The sequence below is a fragment of the Terrabacter terrae genome (genome assembly GCF_039529575.1).
Taxonomy (GTDB): Bacteria; Actinomycetota; Actinomycetes; order Actinomycetales; family Dermatophilaceae; genus Terrabacter; species Terrabacter terrae.
The window spans coordinates 813,116-828,679 of sequence record NZ_BAAANB010000021.1 but is presented as its reverse complement, the minus strand read 5'-3'; the positions used below and the strand labels follow the sequence as shown (position 1 = coordinate 828,679).

The 15,564-nt window shown below is 70.2% G+C and carries 13 protein-coding genes; 3 read left to right on the top strand and 10 right to left on the bottom strand.

Annotated elements, in window-relative coordinates; all coding sequences use genetic code 11:
* Positions 1-177: 177 nt before the first annotated feature.
* From gatB to gatC, 3 genes are all read right to left on the bottom strand, one after another.
* Positions 178-1,725, bottom strand: coding sequence for an Asp-tRNA(Asn)/Glu-tRNA(Gln) amidotransferase subunit GatB (gene gatB, locus ABD194_RS13945; protein WP_343992340.1), 1,548 nt, complete (start codon positions 1,723-1,725; stop codon positions 178-180).
* Position 1,726: 1 nt separating this feature from the next.
* Complete coding sequence (gene gatA / locus ABD194_RS13940; protein WP_343994159.1) at positions 1,727-3,256, bottom strand: Asp-tRNA(Asn)/Glu-tRNA(Gln) amidotransferase subunit GatA; 1,530 nt, start codon at positions 3,254-3,256, stop codon at positions 1,727-1,729.
* A 120-nt stretch (positions 3,257-3,376) separates the two neighbouring features.
* The gene (gatC, locus tag ABD194_RS13935; RefSeq protein WP_343992338.1) at positions 3,377-3,673 is read right to left on the bottom strand and encodes an Asp-tRNA(Asn)/Glu-tRNA(Gln) amidotransferase subunit GatC; all 297 of its coding nucleotides are present in this window, start codon (positions 3,671-3,673) and stop codon (positions 3,377-3,379) included.
* Positions 3,674-3,816: 143 nt separating this feature from the next.
* Between gatC and ABD194_RS13930 the strand changes: the two genes are divergently transcribed.
* Entirely contained in the window at positions 3,817-4,380 is a 564-nt protein-coding gene (locus ABD194_RS13930) for a hypothetical protein (protein ID WP_343992336.1), read from the top strand.
* A 20-nt stretch (positions 4,381-4,400) separates the two neighbouring features.
* On the opposite strand, the gene ABD194_RS13925 is transcribed toward ABD194_RS13930, so the two are convergent.
* The 7 genes from ABD194_RS13925 to ligA form a co-directional block, all read right to left on the bottom strand.
* Complete coding sequence (locus ABD194_RS13925; RefSeq protein ID WP_343992333.1) at positions 4,401-5,420, bottom strand: branched-chain amino acid ABC transporter permease; 1,020 nt, start codon at positions 5,418-5,420, stop codon at positions 4,401-4,403.
* Complete coding sequence (locus ABD194_RS13920) at positions 5,417-6,286, bottom strand: branched-chain amino acid ABC transporter permease (protein ID WP_343992331.1); 870 nt, start codon at positions 6,284-6,286, stop codon at positions 5,417-5,419. The genes ABD194_RS13925 and ABD194_RS13920 overlap by 4 nt, the downstream gene beginning before the upstream one ends.
* A 115-nt stretch (positions 6,287-6,401) precedes the next feature.
* The gene (locus ABD194_RS13915; protein ID WP_343992329.1) at positions 6,402-7,646 is read right to left on the bottom strand and encodes an ABC transporter substrate-binding protein; all 1,245 of its coding nucleotides are present in this window, start codon (positions 7,644-7,646) and stop codon (positions 6,402-6,404) included.
* Positions 7,647-7,741: 95 nt separating this feature from the next.
* Complete coding sequence (locus ABD194_RS13910; protein ID WP_343992327.1) at positions 7,742-8,500, bottom strand: ABC transporter ATP-binding protein; 759 nt, start codon at positions 8,498-8,500, stop codon at positions 7,742-7,744.
* On the bottom strand, positions 8,493-9,248 hold the full coding sequence (locus ABD194_RS13905; RefSeq protein WP_425579988.1) for an ABC transporter ATP-binding protein: 756 nt from the start codon (positions 9,246-9,248) through the stop codon (positions 8,493-8,495). Before ABD194_RS13905 ends, ABD194_RS13910 begins: the two co-directional genes overlap by 8 nt.
* Before the next feature lie 219 nt (positions 9,249-9,467).
* A complete protein-coding gene (locus ABD194_RS13900; RefSeq protein ID WP_343992325.1) occupies positions 9,468-10,151 on the bottom strand; it encodes a hypothetical protein in 684 nt (227 codons plus the stop codon).
* A 133-nt stretch (positions 10,152-10,284) separates the two neighbouring features.
* Entirely contained in the window at positions 10,285-12,444 is a 2,160-nt protein-coding gene (gene ligA / locus ABD194_RS13895) for an NAD-dependent DNA ligase LigA (RefSeq protein ID WP_343992323.1), read from the bottom strand.
* Between the two features lie 188 nt (positions 12,445-12,632).
* Here ligA and ABD194_RS13890 point away from each other — a divergent pair, with 188 nt between their 5' ends.
* Both ABD194_RS13890 and ABD194_RS13885 read left to right on the top strand, forming a co-directional pair.
* Entirely contained in the window at positions 12,633-14,144 is a 1,512-nt protein-coding gene (locus ABD194_RS13890) for a long-chain-fatty-acid--CoA ligase (protein WP_343992321.1), read from the top strand.
* Between the two features lie 158 nt (positions 14,145-14,302).
* Positions 14,303-15,541, top strand: coding sequence for a L,D-transpeptidase (locus ABD194_RS13885; RefSeq protein WP_343992319.1), 1,239 nt, complete (start codon positions 14,303-14,305; stop codon positions 15,539-15,541).
* Positions 15,542-15,564 lie beyond the last annotated feature (23 nt).

The following is a 15,564-nucleotide window of genomic DNA, read 5'->3' as shown; positions in this document are numbered from 1 at the left end:
CAGCGACCTGGCCCACCGCCCCAGCCCACGCTCTCAACCGTCGAGGCCAAAGCCTGCCGGTCACCACACGTCGAGAGGGCGAAGTCTGCGGGTCACGGCAAGGCGAAAGGCCACTTCTCGCGGACGAGAAGTGGCCTTTCGACGTCGGTTGCACGGCCAGAGGTGGCCTCTCGACGGCTACTGGAGCTTGGCGAGGATGAGCTCGCGGGCCTTGCCGGCGTCGGCCTGGCCCTTCATCTGCTTCATCACCTGGCCGATGAGCGCACCCGCGGCCTGCACCTTGCCGTCGCGGATCTTCGCTGCGACGTCGGGGTTGGCCTCGATCACCGTGTCGACGGCGGCCTCGAGAGCCCCGTCGTCCTGGACGAGCTCCAGCCCGCGGGCGTCGGCGACGGCCGTCGGCGTGCCTTCTCCGGCGAGCACGCCCTCGAGCACCTGGCGCGCCAGCGAGTCGTTGAGCCGGCCGGCCACGACCATCCCGTCGAGCTCGGCGATGTGCGCGGGCGTCAGGCCGAGCCCGGCGGCATACGTGACGATGTCCTGGCCCTCGGCGTTGGCGCGGCGCGACGGCTCGCCGAGCCACCACTTCCGCGCGGCGGCAGGGGTGGCGCCGGCGGCGACGGTCTCCTCGATCAGCTCGACGGCGCCCGCGTTGACGACGTCGCGCATCTCGAGATCGCTGTAGCCCCAGTCGGACTGCAGCCGCCGACGTCGCTGCGCGGGCGGCTCGGGCAGCGTCTGGCGCAGCGCCTCGACCGTCTCACGCGTCGGCGCAACCGGCACGAGGTCCGGCTCGGGGAAGTAGCGGTAGTCCTCGGCGTCGGACTTGACCCGGCCGGACGTCGTGATGCCGGTGTCCTCGTGCCAGTGGCGCGTCTCCTGCAGGATCGAGCCGCCGCCGTCGAGGATCGCCGCGTGGCGCGAGATCTCGTAGCGCACCGCACGCTCGACCGAACGGAGCGAGTTGACGTTCTTCGTCTCGGTACGGGTGCCGAGACGCACGGCGAGCTGCTCCTCGCTGGTGGGCTCGCCGACACGCGGGCGCAGCGACACGTTCGCGTCGCAGCGCATGGAGCCCTGCTCCATGCGCACGTCGCTGACGTCGAGGGCGCGCAGCAGGTCGCGCAGCGCGGACACGTAGGCCTTGGCGACCTCGGGCGCGCGCTCCCCCGCCCCGACCATCGGCTTGGTGACGATCTCGATGAGCGGGATGCCGGCGCGGTTGTAGTCGACGAGCGAGTGGTCGGCGCCGTGGATGCGCCCGGTCGCGCCGCCGATGTGCAGCGACTTGCCGGTGTCCTCCTCCATGTGGGCCCGCTCGATCTCGACTCGGTAGGTGCTGCCGTCCTCGAGCTCGACGTCGAGGTAGCCCTCGTAGGCGATCGGCTCGTCGTACTGCGAGGTCTGGAAGTTCTTCGGCATGTCCGGGTAGAAGTAGTTCTTCCGGGCGAAGCGGCACCACTCGGCGATCTCGCAGTTGAGTGCCAGGCCGATCCGGATGGCCGACTCGACGGCCTTCTCGTTGACGACCGGCAGCGCGCCGGGCAACCCCAGGCACACCGGACAGACCTGCGAGTTTGGCTCGGCGCCGAACTCGGTCGGGCAGCCGCAGAACATCTTCGTCGCGGTGTGCAGCTCGACGTGGACCTCCAGGCCCATGACCGGGTCGAACCTGGCCATGGCCTCGTCGTAGTCCATGACCGCGTCGGTCGTGACGGTGGTCATCTCAGGCTCCCTTCATCGCAGCAGCGCCGCCCAGAGCGGGCGCGCGGTCGAGGATCGGACCGCCCCAGCGGTCGACGAGCGCGGCCTCGAGAGCGGCGCCGACGGCATACAGCCGCTCGTCCTTCATGGCCGGTGCGAGGATCTGGATGCCGGCCGGCAAACCGTCCTCGTCGGCCAGACCCGAGGGGATCGACATGCCGGGCACCCCCGCGAGGTTGGCCGGGATCGTGGCGATGTCGTTGAGGTACATGGCCATCGGGTCCTCGAGCTTGTCGCCGAGCTTGAACGCCGTCGTGGGCGCGGTCGGGCTGACGAGCACGTCGACCTTCTCGTACGCGTTGGCGAAGTCCTGCGCGATGAGCGTGCGCACCTTCTGCGCCGAGCCGTAGTACGCGTCGTAGTAGCCCGAGCTCAGCGCATACGTGCCGAGGATGATGCGGCGCTTGACCTCGTCGCCGAAGCCGGCGTCACGCGTGGCCGCCATGACCTGCTCGGCGCTCGGGGCGTCGACCCCCTCGGGCAGCACCCGCAGTCCGTAGCGCATGGCGTCGAACTTGGCGAGGTTGCTCGAGGCCTCGCTCGGGAGGATGAGGTAGTAGGCAGCGAGTGCGTAGTCGAAGTTGGGGCAGCTGACCTCGACCACCTCGGCGCCGAGCTCCTCGAGCACGGCGACGGACTCGTCGAAGCGGGCACGCACGCCGGGCTGGTAGCCCTCGCCGCCGAGCTCCTTGACGACGCCGATCCGCATCCCCCGCACGTCGGCCGACCGGGCAGCCTCCACGACGGCCGGCACCGGCGCGTCGATCGATGTGGAGTCCATCGGGTCGTGGCCGCCCATGACGGCGTGCAGCAGGGCGGTGTCGAGCACCGTGCGACCGCAGGGGCCGGCCTGGTCGAGCGAGCTGGCGAGCGCCACGAGGCCGTAGCGCGAGACGCCGCCGTAGGTCGGCTTGGTGCCGACGGTCGCCGTGACGGCCGCGGGCTGGCGGATCGAGCCGCCCGTGTCGGTGCCGGTGGCGAGCGGCGCCTGGAACGAGGCGAGCACCGAGCTCGAGCCGCCACCGGAGCCACCGGGGATCCGGTCGAGGTCCCACGGGTTGCGCGACGGGCCGTACGCCGAGTGCTCGGTCGAGGAGCCCATCGCGAACTCGTCCATGTTCGTCTTGCCGAGGATCGGCAGGCCGGCCTCGCGCAGCTTCGTCACGACGGTCGCGTCGTAGGGCGGGATCCAGCCCTCGAGGATGCGGCTGCCGCACGTCGTGGGCACGCCCTTGGTCGTCATGACGTCCTTGACCGCGATCGGGACGCCGGCCAGCGCACCGAGGCTCTCACCGGCCTGACGGCGCTCGTCGACGGCGCGGGCCTGCGCGAGCGCGCCGTCGGTGTCGACGTGGAGGTAGGAGTGCACCTGGCCGTCCACCTCGGCGATCCGGTCGAGGTGCGCCTGCGTCACCTCGACGGCGCTGATCGTCTTGGTCGCGAGGGCATCGGCCAGCTCGGCGGCGGTGGCCCTCGTCAGGTCGGTGGGCAGATCGGTCACGTCGGTGCCTTCGGTTCGTAGCGGCGACAGGAGGTTTCGTCGGTGCCCGTCACGGGCGGAGGCGTATGCCGGGTGCTCGGCGACACGGCATACGCGGGCGTCGTGGGCGGCTCAGTCCTCGTCGAGGATGCGCGGGACGGAGAAGCGCTGCTGCTCGGCCTCCGGCGCGCCGGCGAGGACCGCCTCGGCGCCGAGGCTGGGCCGGACGGTGTCCGGGCGGGTCACGTTGGTCAGCGGCATCGGGTGCGACATCGGGGCCACGCCGTCGGTCGCCGCCTGCTGCACCTTCGCGACGGACTCGAGAATGACCGAGAGCTCGCCCACCATGCGGTCGAGCTCGGCCTCGGACAGGTCGATGCGGGCGAGGCCGGCCAGGTGGGCCACGTCGTCACGGGACAGGGATGACATGCGAGTCAGTCTATGGGGCTGCCCGTGCGCCCCGGACCGGGCATCCGGGCGGCGGGGACAACTCGTGCGCCTCCGCCCGTGTCCTGCGGCGGGGGTGGCTCGTTGAGCACACCGATCCACGAACCGCGCAAGGAGACCCCTCGATGACGAGCCCTGCCAGCTCCACCACAACCACCCCCGATCCGAAGGCCGCGGCTTCTTCCACGCCCGCCGCCTCGACGACCGCGCCCGCCAGCAACCCCGCCACCTCCGCCACCTCCGCCACCGCGCGTCCCACGAGCTCAGGGACGCCCGCCGCGACGCCCGGAGACCGGGCCTCGGTCAAGGCCGACGCAGCCGTCGCCGCGCGGCGCTCCCCCGACCTCCGGGCCGGCGCCCGACGCGCCGCCACCCTGACCGGCGCAGGCGTCCGGCGGCTGCGCACCCTGCTGGGCGAGGGCGTGTGGATCGTCTGCCTGCTGGCCGCGGCCGCCCTCCTCCTCGGCACGGCGCTCGTCGTCGTCGGGGCCAACACCCACAACGCACTGGTCCAGTACGTCCTGCGAGCCGCCGACTGGGCCGACCTCGGGGTCTTCAGCCGCACGGCCGGGATCAAGCAGTTCACCGGTGACGGCGCGGCCGTCAAGAACGCCCTGACCAACTGGGGCCTCGGCGCGGTGGCGTGGCTGGTCGTCGGCCGCGTCGCGCGCCGCGTCCTGACGCCCTGACGCCCTGACGCCGTGTCCCCTCAGTCGCGCGGCCTGCTGCGGCGCTGGACGACGTAGCGGCGCAGGACGTTGCGGCCCGTGCCCCAGATCCCGTGCCGGAACAGCAGGACGATGACCACGAAGATCGTGCCGGTGATCAGACCGATGCCCTCGAAGCCGGAGCCTGCGAGGTAGTCCTCGAGCGTCACCACGATGCCCGCTCCGACGAGGCCGCCCCACAGGGTCCCGATCCCGCCGAGCACCGTGACGAGCACGGCCTTGCCGGACGTCGTCCACATCAGCTCCTGCAGCGAGGCGAACTGGTGGCTGACGGCGAAGACGCCACCAGCCAGGCCGGCGAGGCCGGCCGAGATCACGAACGCCGTGATCTTGTAGCGCTCCACGTCGTAGCCGAGGCCGCGCGCCCGTGCCGGGTTGTCGCGTACGGCCGTCAGGACCCGCCCGAAGGGCGAGTTGACGACCCGCCAGGCGAGCAGGATGCCGAGCACGATGAGCACGGCGCCGACGTAGTAGAAGTAGAACGGGTCGGTCTCGACCGGCTCGATCCCGAAGAAGTTGCGTGGGATGCCCTGAAGGCCGTTGTCGCCGCCGGTCAGGTCGCGCGCCAGGTTGGCGATGAAGTAGAGCATCTGGGCGAAGGCGAGGGTGACCATCGCGAAGTAGATGCCGGTGCGCCGCACCGACAGGTAGCCGATCGGCCACGCGATGAGCATCGAGAAGATCGCGCCGCCCAGCACGGCTACGGGGAACGGCACGCCCCAGTGGGTCGCGATGAGCCCGGTGCAGTAGGCCGACCCGCCCCAGAACGCCGCGTGGCCGAAGCTGAGCAGCCCGGTGAACCCGAGCAGCAGGTCGACACTGATCGCGAAGAGCCCCCAGCAGAGGATGTCCATCGCGACCGGCGGGTAGATCCAGTACGGCAGCATCACGAGGACCGCGAAGCCTCCGAGCAGCAGGAGATAGCGCAGCGGGTTGCGCCGTGACAGGATCGAGGGCTGGGCCAGGTCGACGTCGACCTTGGCGGTCATCTGCTCGCTCATGCGACCTCCTCCCGTCCGAAGAGCCCCGAGGGCCGGACGAGGACGACGACCGCCATCAGCACGAAGATGACGATCTGGGCGTACCTGGGCTGGTACGCGATGCCGTAGGCCTCGACGAGTCCGACGAGGAACCCTGCGACCACCCCTCCGAGGATGGAGCCGAGGCCGCCGATGACGACGACGGCGAAGAGGATGATGATGAAGTTGCTGCCCATCTCGGCCGTGATGGCCCGCGTGGGGGCGGCGAGGACGCCGGCGAGACCCGCGAGGGCGATGCCGAAGCCGAAGACGGGCGTGACCCACCGGCCGACGTTGATGCCGAGAGCACGAGTGCGCTCGGGCGCCTCGGTCGACGCGCGCACGATCATGCCGATGCGCGTCTTCGTCAACAGCAGGCCGACCCCGACGCAGACGACGACCGAGAAGAGGCAGGCGAAGATGGAGTACGTCGAGAGGTTGACGCTGCCGACGCTCACCTGGCCGCCGAGGCCGTCAGGCACCTCGTAGGGCAGCCCGGAGACGCCGTAGCGCTGCTTGACCGCCTCGACGAGGATGAGGGTCAGCCCGAAGGTCAGCAGGAAGTTGTACAGCGGATCGAGCGCGAGCAACCACCGCACGAGAAGCCGCTCCATGAGCACGCCGAAGCCGAACATCAGGATCGGCACGACGACGAGCGCGACCCAGAAGCCGGCGTGCAGCTCGCTGAGCAGGACGGCGGAGATGACGGCGCCGAGCATGTAGCAGGCACCGTGGGAGAAGTTCACGACGCCGAGGACACCGAAGATCACGGCGAGCCCCAGCGCGGACAGCGCGTAGAAGCCGCCGGCGGCGAGCCCCTGCAGGGTGTACTGGATGAATGCGCTCATGTCTCTCGTTCGGTTCGCGGTGGGTCGGGCCGGGGCCCTGGCTGGCCGGGCGCTCTGCGCCGGATGCCGTCCGGTGCGTCCTCGTGGACGCCACCGGACGGCATACGCCAGGAGGTCAGCTCATCGCGCAGGCGGGGTTGGCCTCGCCGTAGGCCTCCGCGGCGGGGATCGTCTTGACGATGTCCTCGTAGTCCCAGTCCTCGGAGGCCGAGCTCTTGACCTTCGCCAGGTACATGTCGTGGATGACGGCGTGGTCGGCCTTGCGGACCTCGCCGTTGCGGAGGAAGACGTCGTTGATCTTCTTGCCCTCGAGCTGGCCCACGACCGCGTCGGCGTCGTCGGTGCCGGCTGCCTGGACCGCCTCGAGGTAGTTGAGGGCCGCCGAGTAGTTCGCGGCGTGCGCGAACGACGGGCGCGTGTTCGTCTTCTCCTTGAACCGGTCGGCCCACTTCTTGTTCTGCGCGTCGAAGTTCCAGTACCAGGCGTCGGTGAACTGGGTGCCCGCGAACTGGTCGAGACCGAGCGAGTGGATGTCGGTGATGAACATCAGGCCGACGGCGAGCTGCACCTTGCCCTTGAGCGGGCTCTGGTTGAACTGCTTGACGAAGTTGATGAGGTCGCCGCCGGCGTGCATCGAGCCGATGACCTTGGGGTTGCCCTCACCGGCCTTGGTGATGAAGGTGGCGAAGTTGTCGCTGGGGAACGGCGAGGCGATCGACTGCCCGACCGAGCCGCCGGCCGCCTGGATCTCCTTGGTGAAGGACTTGTTCATGTCCTGGCCGAAGGCGTAGTCGGGGTAGACGATGTTCCACGACGTGCCGCCGGCCTTGGTGATGGTGCCAGCCGTGCCACGGGCGAGCGCCGCCGTGTTGTAGGCCCAGTGGAAGGTGTACTTGTTGCACTTCTCGCCGGTCAGGGCCGTCGTGCCGGCACCGATGTTGATGTAGAGCTTCTTCTTGGCCTTGGCCTGCGTGGCGACGGCGAGGCCGGCGGCGGAGTTCGGCACGTCGAGGATGACGTCCGCCTTCTGCCGGTCGTACATCTCCTGCGCCTTTGAGTTGGCGATGTCGGCCTTGTTCTGGTGGTCGGCCGTGACGATCTCGATGTCCTTGGCGACGGCCTTGTCGCCGTACTTGGCCTTGTAGTCGTCGATGGCCAGCTGGATGGCCACCTTCGAGTTGGGGCCCGAGAGGTCCTTGTAGACGCCCGACTGGTCGTTGAGCAGGCCGATGACGATCTTGTCGTCGGTGAGCTTGCTCGAGCCGCCGGACTGCGGGCCGCCGGCCCCTCCGCACGCGGCGAGCGCGAGCGATGCGGTGGCTGCGATGGCGATGCTGCCCTGGACTGTCCTGCTGCGCATGGCCCCTCCTGGGGTGTTGCTCGGATCGGTGCGAGACGGGTGTCGGGTGTGACGGGATGAAGCGGTGGTGCGAGGCGACGTGGTTGCCGGACGGGCTACATGCCGAGGTAGGTCAGCAGCTCGCGCTCGCGAGCCCGGAAGTCGTCGTTGGCGAGGTGCTCGACGACCTTGCCCTGGGCCAGCAGGTAGTGCCGGTCGGCCACCGTGGAGGCGAACTTGACGTTCTGCTCGACGAGCAGGACGCCGACTCCCTGGCCCTTGATCTCGCGGATGATCTCCCCGATGCGCGAGACGATGACGGGGGCCAGGCCCTCGCTCGGCTCGTCGAGCAGCAGCAGCCGCGATCCCATCCGCAGGACGCGGGCCATGGCGAGCATCTGCTGCTCGCCGCCGGAGAGCTTGGTGCCGGGGAAGTCCCGGCGCTCGTGCAGCACGGGGAAGAACTCGTAGACCCGCTCGAGGGACCAGGCGTCTGCGTGCACGACGGGCGGCAGGAGGAGGTTCTCGGCGACGGTGAGGCTCGAGTAGATGCCGCGGTCGTCGGGGACCCAGCCGATGCCGGCTCGGGCGCGGGCGTCGGCCGAGCGCCTGGCGAGGTCGTTCCCGTCGAAGGCGATCGTCCCCTCGGTCTGCCGGTGCAAACCCATGACGGAGCGGAGCAGGGTCGTCTTGCCGGCGCCGTTGCGTCCGACGAGCGTGACGACCTCGCCGGGCGCGACGTCGATGCTGACGTCGGTCAGGACGCGAGCCTCGCCGTACCACGCGGACAGGCCCGAGACGTCGAGCATGCGCGGGCGCGACTGTGTCGCAACGGCGCTCGCGTCGGCCTCCGTCGTCCGGGTGTCGTCACTCATGCGCTGCTCCCAGGTATGCCGTGATGACGCGGTCGTCGGCGCGCACCTGCTCGTAGGTGCCCTCCGCGAGCACCTGTCCCGACTGCAGCACCGTGACGCGGTCGGCGAGCGAGCCGACGACGTGCATGTTGTGGTCGACGAAGACGACGGTGCGGCCGGCAGCGAGCTGCTTGACGAGCGCGATCGTGCGGTCGACGTCCTCGATGCCCATGCCGGCGGTCGGCTCGTCGAGGAGCAGCAGCTTCGGGTCGAGCGCCATCGCGATGGCGAGCTCGAGTGCGCGCTTCTGGCCGTAGGCGAGCGAGGAGGCGGGTGCGCCGGCGCGGTCGGCGAGGCCCACCTGCTCGAGCAGGTCCATGGCCCGGTCCTTGAACCGTGACATCCGGGTGACGGAGCGCCACCACTGCCGGCCCATCCCGGTCGGGCTGGCGAGGGCGAGCTCGAGGTGCTCGCGCAGCGTCATCGCCTCGAAGAGGCTGGTGATCTGGAAGGAGCGCGCGATGCCGAGCGGCGCGATCTGCTCGGGCGCGCGCCCCGTGATGTCGTGACCGTCGAAGAGCACCGTGCCGGACGACGGCGTGAGGAAGCCGGTGAGCAAATTGAACAGCGTGGTCTTGCCGGCCCCGTTAGGACCGACGAGGGCGTGGACGGTGCCACGGGCGACGGTGAGGTCCACCTCCGAGACGGCCCGGAAGCCACGGAACTCCTTGGCCAGGGCCCTGGTCTCGAGCAACGGGGTACCCGTCAAGACCTGCACCTCCTCGTGCATCGCGCTGCGGTGAGCGGTGTCGACCGGCTGGGTCGATCGACTACGCAGAGCCTAGGGAGGCGCTCGCACGAAGTGACGGTGCCGGCTCACACACCTGCTGCGGCGATGTGGGTGCTGGGCACACCACGGCCCGGCGCTGCCCTGACCGTTCGCGGTCGGGCCCCGCCGGGCCGTGGTGTGTGGGTGCTGGCGTCAGAGTCAGCGTCGGACCGTGGCGCTCGTGTGGCCCCAGATGAGCGTCGTGTCCGGGAAGACGACGCGGTAGTCGCGCGTGCTCGACATGGTGTAGCTGAAGGTGTAGCGACCGTTGGAGGCCGGGTAGACGTACTTGAGGCTCGTCCACGTCGTGGCGGTCGGCGCCTTGTACTGCACCGTGCCACGGACGCCGGTCCACGGCACGAACTTGTCGAGCGAGTACGCGTAGCGCGCGGCCGAGGTGGTCACGGTGACCTTGGCGCCCGAACGGGTGGCCGTCAGTCCGGACCAGCCGCCGAGGCGGACGTCCATCGTGCGGGTGTTCTGCGTGCAGGTCTCGGTGAAGTCGGCGTTGTAGCAGGTGTTGGGACGCCAGGTCCAGCGACCCAGCGGGTCGTCGTCGTAGACGTCGAACGGCTCGGTACGGGTGCCGTCGAAGATGACGCCGTCGACCGTGCCCTTGCTGGCGACGGCTTCCCAGATCGCGTGGGTGCCGGCGGCGCAGTTGGAGGCGAGCGTGACGTTCATCGTCTTGACCGGGCTGGAGATGGTCCAGCGCGTGGGCGTGTTGACGGTGCAGGTGCCGGCGGCCGACGCGGGTGCGGCGGTCGAGACGGCGAGCGTCGTGGCCAGGGCGGCGACGGCGGACACCGCCGCGAGGGCGCGCCGGAGGATGGTGCGAGACATGGAGGATCCCCTGTCGAGAATGTGGGTTGGCGGCGTGATCGTAACCGCTCGGAACGGGCGCTCATGGCGAAATCGGACAAACGGGCCGCCGCACCCAGCGGGCCCCTGACTCAGCCCTGGGAGAGGCGGCCCGTCATTCGGGCGAGCCGGTCTCGAGCAGCCGGCGGAAGCCGTCCTCGTCGAGGATCGTCAGGCCGAGCTCCTCCGCCTTGGCGGCCTTGGAGCCGGCATTGGCGCCGATGACGACGTAGTCGGTCTTCTTGGACACCGATCCGGATGCCTTGCCGCCGCGGCTGATGATGGCCTCCTTGGTCTCGTCGCGGGAGAAGCCCTCGAGCGACCCGGTGACGACGACGGTCTTGCCCTCGAGCGTGCGCTCGACCGACTCGTCGACCTCGTCGGCCATGCGCACGCCGGCGTCGGCCCACTTGCGCACGATCTCGCGGCGCCAGTCCACCTCGAACCAGGCGGTGACGGCCTCGGCGATGACGCCGCCCACTCCCTCGGCCTGCGCCAGCTTCTCCGTGGTGGCGCCGCGGATGGCGTCCATGGACCCGAAGTGCGTGGCGAGCGCGCGCGCCGCCGTCGGCCCGACGTGGCGGATCGAGAGGGCCACGAGCACCCGCCACAGCGGTTGGGTCTTGGCCTTCTCGAGCTCGGCGAGCAGCGTCTCGCCGCCGGCGGACAGGACCCGGCCGTCGACCACCTGGGCGACCGGGTCGGTGCGCTTGGCCGCGCGCGTGTAGAGCGGGACGCGCGCCAGCTTCTCGCGGGTGATGCCGTAGTCACCCGCGTGGGGGCTGTCCTCCGCAGGCGCGAAGAGGTCCCCTTCGTCGGTGATGATGCCCGAGTCGAGCAGCGCGATGGACCCCTCCCAGCCGAGCGCCTCGATGTCGAGGCCGCCGCGGGACGCGAGCGCGAAGACCCGCTCGCGCAGCTGGCTCGGGCAGGAGCGGGTGTTGGGGCAGCGGATGTCCTTGTCGCCCTCCTTCTCGGGGGCGAGCGGGGTGCCGCAGGCGGGGCACTCGGTCGGCATGACGAAGGCGCGCTCGCTCCCGTCGCGCAGGTCGACGACGGGGCCGACGATCTCGGGGATGACGTCACCGGCCTTGCGCAGCACGACCGTGTCACCGATGAGCACCCCCTTGCGGCTCACTTCGTATGCGTTGTGCAGGGTCGCCTGCTCGACGGTCGACCCCGCGACGACGACGGGCTCCATGACGCCATAGGGCGTCACGCGCCCCGTGCGCCCCACGTTGACCCGGATGTCGAGCAGCCTGGTGTTGACCTCCTCGGGCGGGTACTTGAACGCGATCGCCCAACGGGGTGCCCGCGAGGTCGCGCCGAGCTGGCGCTGCAGCGGCACCTCGTCGACCTTGACGACGATGCCGTCGATGTCGTGGGCGCGGTCGTGGCGGTGCTCCCCGTGGTAGGCGACGAACTCCTCGACGGCGGCGATGTCGTCGAGCACGCGCACCTCGTCGGAGGTGGGAAGCCCCCAAGCGCGCAGGACGGCATACGCCTCGCTCTGTCGCTCGACGTCGAAGCCGCGGCGGGCGCCGATCCCGTGGACGAGCATGCGCAGCGGCCGGCTCGCCGTCACCTTGGGATCCTTCTGGCGCAGCGAGCCGGCGGCCGCGTTGCGCGGGTTGGCGAACGGCGCCTTGCCCGCCTCGACGAGGCTGGCGTTGAGGTCGGCGAAGCCGGCGGTCGGGAAGAAGACCTCGCCACGGACCTCGACGAGGTCGGGAACGTCGTCTCCCGCCAGTCGCCCGGGGATGCCCTCGATGGTCCGGACGTTGTGCGTGACGTCCTCCCCCGTGCGCCCGTCGCCGCGGGTGAGCGCGCGCACGAGCCGGCCCTTCTCGTAGAGCAGGTTGATGGCGAGGCCGTCGATCTTGAGCTCGGTCAGGTAGTGGGCTCCCGTGCCGACCTCGCGCTCGACCCGCTCGGCCCACGTGCGCAGCTCCTCGAAGGAGAAGGCGTTGTCGAGGCTCAGCATGCGCTCGACGTGGTCGAAGGTGTCGAACCCGGTGGCGAAGGAGGCCCCGCCGACGTTCTGGGTCGGGCTCTCGGGGGTGCGCAGCGAGGGGTGCGCCTCCTCGATCGCGCCCAGCCGACGCATGATCTGGTCGTACTCGGCGTCGCTGATCGTCGGCGCGTCCTTGACGTGGTAGGCGAACTGGGCGGCGGACGCCTGCTCGGCGAGGTCCACCCACTCCTGGTGGACCTCGGTCGGGACGTCGTCGGTGACAGGCTCAGGAACGGGCGCAGGGGCGGTCGTCTCGCTCACGGGCTCATCCTGCCAGTCACCCCCGACCGTGCCACTCCTCACATCTGGGCGGCCTCGTGTCGCAGGCCTGTTCACCAGGCGACCCAGTGGTAACAATGGCCCGGAACCCGCCGGCCGCGCCTCGTGCGCACGTGTGCACGCACCGCGGCCACCGCACCTGTGGCACCCGCCGCTGCAAAGGAGCAGAGATGACCAACCTCGCCGCCAACCTCGCCGCCACCGCGGCTCGCGTGCCCGACAGGGTGGGCATCCGGCTCGACTCGGCCGAGGTGAGCTGGGCGGCGCTGCACCGGGCGGCGGCGACGGTGGCGGCGCAGCTGCAGGCGGCGGGTCTGCAGGTCGGCGATCGGGTCTCGCTGATCCTCCCGAACGTCCCGGCCTACCCGGTCGCGTTCTACGGCACGCTGCTGGCCGGCGGCATCGTCGTCCCGATGAACCCGCTGCTCAAGGCCGGGGAGATCCAGTACTTCTACGAGGACAGCGGGGCCTGCTTCAGCTTCGTCTGGCCGGACTTCGCGGACGAGGCCGCGAAGGCGGCCGCCGAGACGGGCACGCGCCTGGTGGTGTGCGGGCCGATGGGCCCGGCCGAGGGCCAGTTCGACGCGAGCGAGTGCTCGGGAGCCCCGGTGCTGGAACCGGTGGAGCGCGCCGACGACGACACGGCGGTCATCCTGTACACGAGCGGCACCACCGGCAAGCCCAAGGGCGCCGAGCTCACCCACGTCAACCTGCATCGCAACGCCCAGCGGTCGGCCTCGGACATCATGCAGATCGCCGAGGACGACGTGATCATGGGCTGCCTCCCGCTCTTCCACGTCTTCGGCCTCACGTGCGGGCTCAACACCTCGGTGCAGCGCGGCTGCACGCTGACGCTCCTGCCCCGGTTCGACCCGGCCAAGGCCATCGAGATGTTCGGGCGCGACCGCGTGACGATCTTCCAGGGCGTCCCGACGATGTATGCCGCCATCCTCAACCACCCGAACGCCGATCAGGCCGACACGAGCAGCCTGCGCACCTGCGTCTCCGGCGGCTCCGCGATGCCCGAGGCCGTCATGGCGGCTTTCGAGAAGAAGTTCGGGTGCCAGATCCTCGAGGGCTACGGCCTCTCCGAGACCTCACCGGTGGCCTCCTTCAACATGCCGGACAAGCCGACGAAGCCCGGCACCATCGGGCGCGCCATCCCGGGCTGCGAGATGAAGCTCGTCGACGTCGACGGCAACGACGTGCCGCCCGGCGGCATCGGTGAGATCGCGATCCGGGGCGAGAACATCATGAAGGGCTACTGGAACCGTCCCGAGGCCACGAAGGAGGCCATCCCCGACGGCTGGTTCCGGTCCGGCGACCTCGCGACCGTCGACGACGAGGGCTACTTCACGATCGTCGACCGCAAGAAGGACATGATCATCCGTGGTGGGATGAACATCTACCCCCGCGAGGTGGAGGAGGTCCTCTACACCCACCCCGACGTGCTCGAGGCCGCCGTGGTCGGCGTGCCGGACGACCTCATGGGCGAGGAGGTCGGCGCCGCCGTCGTGCTTCGGCCGGGCGCCACCTCGACGCTCGAGGACGTCCAGACCTACGTCAAGGACCGGCTCGCCGCCTACAAGTACCCGCGTCGCATCTGGCTGCTCGACGAGCTGCCGAAGGGACCGACGGGCAAGATCCTGCGGCGCGAGGTGCGGCCGGTCGAGGCCTCCTGAGGGTCGCGACACGCCGCACGTTGCACGCGCCGTAGGTTTTGGAGTATTGCCCTGAATCGGTGACACTGGGGCAGGGTCACTATCGACGCGTCGCGCCCTGCCCCACCTTGTCCCGTCCCGGGGCGCCGGGCGCGAACGTCTGCGAAGGGTATACACGCGTGAAGTCGAGCATCCGTTCCGCCGCACTCTCGGGGATGGCCGTCCTGGCCATGCTGGGCGTGACGGCCTGCAGCTCCTCCACCCCCTCCGACAGCGGCAAGCCGGCCACGCCCGCGACCGCCGGCGCGAGCGGCTCCGGTTCGGAGTCGCCCGCCTCCACTGCGACCACCGACCCGGTCGTCTTCAAGACCACCCCCGGCGACAACGCGCGGGACGTGGCCGTCGACACGCGCGTCACCGCCTCCGCCGAGAAGGGAACCCTCACGGGCGCCTCCCTCTCGTACACCAGCAAGAAGGGCAACCGCGTCCCGGTCGAGGGCAAGCTCGACGGCGGCACGTGGAGCGCAGGCGACCTGCTCGAGCCCGGCGTGAAGTACACCCTGGCCCTCGAGGCCAAGGACACCGACGGCAAGGCCACGGAGACGACCCAGACCTTCCGCACCGTCGACCTCACGCTCGACCAGCAGGTCTACGTCGCCGTCTCGCCCCGCGACGGCGGCACCGTGGGCATCGGCATGCCGGTCGTCGTGCGCTTCGACCTGCCGGTCGTCGACAAGGCGGCCTTCGAGAAGCGGATGAAGGTCACCTCCACCCCCGCCCAGGCCGGCTCCTGGTACTGGCTGGGGTCGCAGGAGGCGCACTGGCGCCCCAAGGCGTACTGGAAGCCCGGCACGAAGGTCCACGTCGACGCGAACCTCAACGGAGTGCCTGCGGGCGGCGGTCGCTGGGGGCAGATGTCGCGTACGTCCGACTTCACGATCGGCCGCTCGGTGATCGCCAAGGTCAACCTCAAGACCGACCAGATGGACGTCATGATCAACGGCAAGCTCGCTCGCCGCGTCCCGATCACCGGTGGTCGTCCGGGCTTCATCACCCGCTCGGGCGTCAAGGTCATCATGGACAAGCAGACGAACATCACCATGAAGGCCGAGACGATCGGCCTGAAGAAGAACGACCCGAACTACTACGCCGACACCAAGGTCAAGTACGCCATGCGCGTCACCAACTCGGGCGAGTTCCTGCACTCGGCGCCGTGGTCGGTGGCCGACCAGGGGCACCGCAACGTCAGCCACGGCTGCACCGGCATGAGCGAGCCCAACGCCGGATGGCTCTACGACAACGTCACGATCGGTGACGTCGTCGAGACCACCGGCACCAGCCGTCCCATGACCATGGGCAACGGCTACGCCGACTGGAACCTCAGCCCGGCACAGTGGGCGGCCGGCTCGGCTCTCTGAACGAGCCCGCGGACATCGAGAGG

Coding starts and splice junctions, on each gene's coding strand:
- gatC (WP_343992338.1), bottom strand. CDS start 3,673: ATGTCATCCCTGTCCCGTGACGACGTGGCCCACCTGGCCGGCCTCGCC.
- ABD194_RS13915 (WP_343992329.1), bottom strand. CDS start 7,646: ATGCGCAGCAGGACAGTCCAGGGCAGCATCGCCATCGCAGCCACCGCA.
- ABD194_RS13920 (WP_343992331.1), bottom strand. CDS start 6,286: ATGAGCGCATTCATCCAGTACACCCTGCAGGGGCTCGCCGCCGGCGGC.
- ABD194_RS13890 (WP_343992321.1), top strand. CDS start 12,633: ATGACCAACCTCGCCGCCAACCTCGCCGCCACCGCGGCTCGCGTGCCC.
- ABD194_RS13925 (WP_343992333.1), bottom strand. CDS start 5,420: ATGAGCGAGCAGATGACCGCCAAGGTCGACGTCGACCTGGCCCAGCCC.
- gatB (WP_343992340.1), bottom strand. CDS start 1,725: ATGACCACCGTCACGACCGACGCGGTCATGGACTACGACGAGGCCATG.
- ABD194_RS13900 (WP_343992325.1), bottom strand. CDS start 10,151: ATGTCTCGCACCATCCTCCGGCGCGCCCTCGCGGCGGTGTCCGCCGTC.
- ABD194_RS13910 (WP_343992327.1), bottom strand. CDS start 8,500: ATGAGTGACGACACCCGGACGACGGAGGCCGACGCGAGCGCCGTTGCG.
- ABD194_RS13930 (WP_343992336.1), top strand. CDS start 3,817: ATGACGAGCCCTGCCAGCTCCACCACAACCACCCCCGATCCGAAGGCC.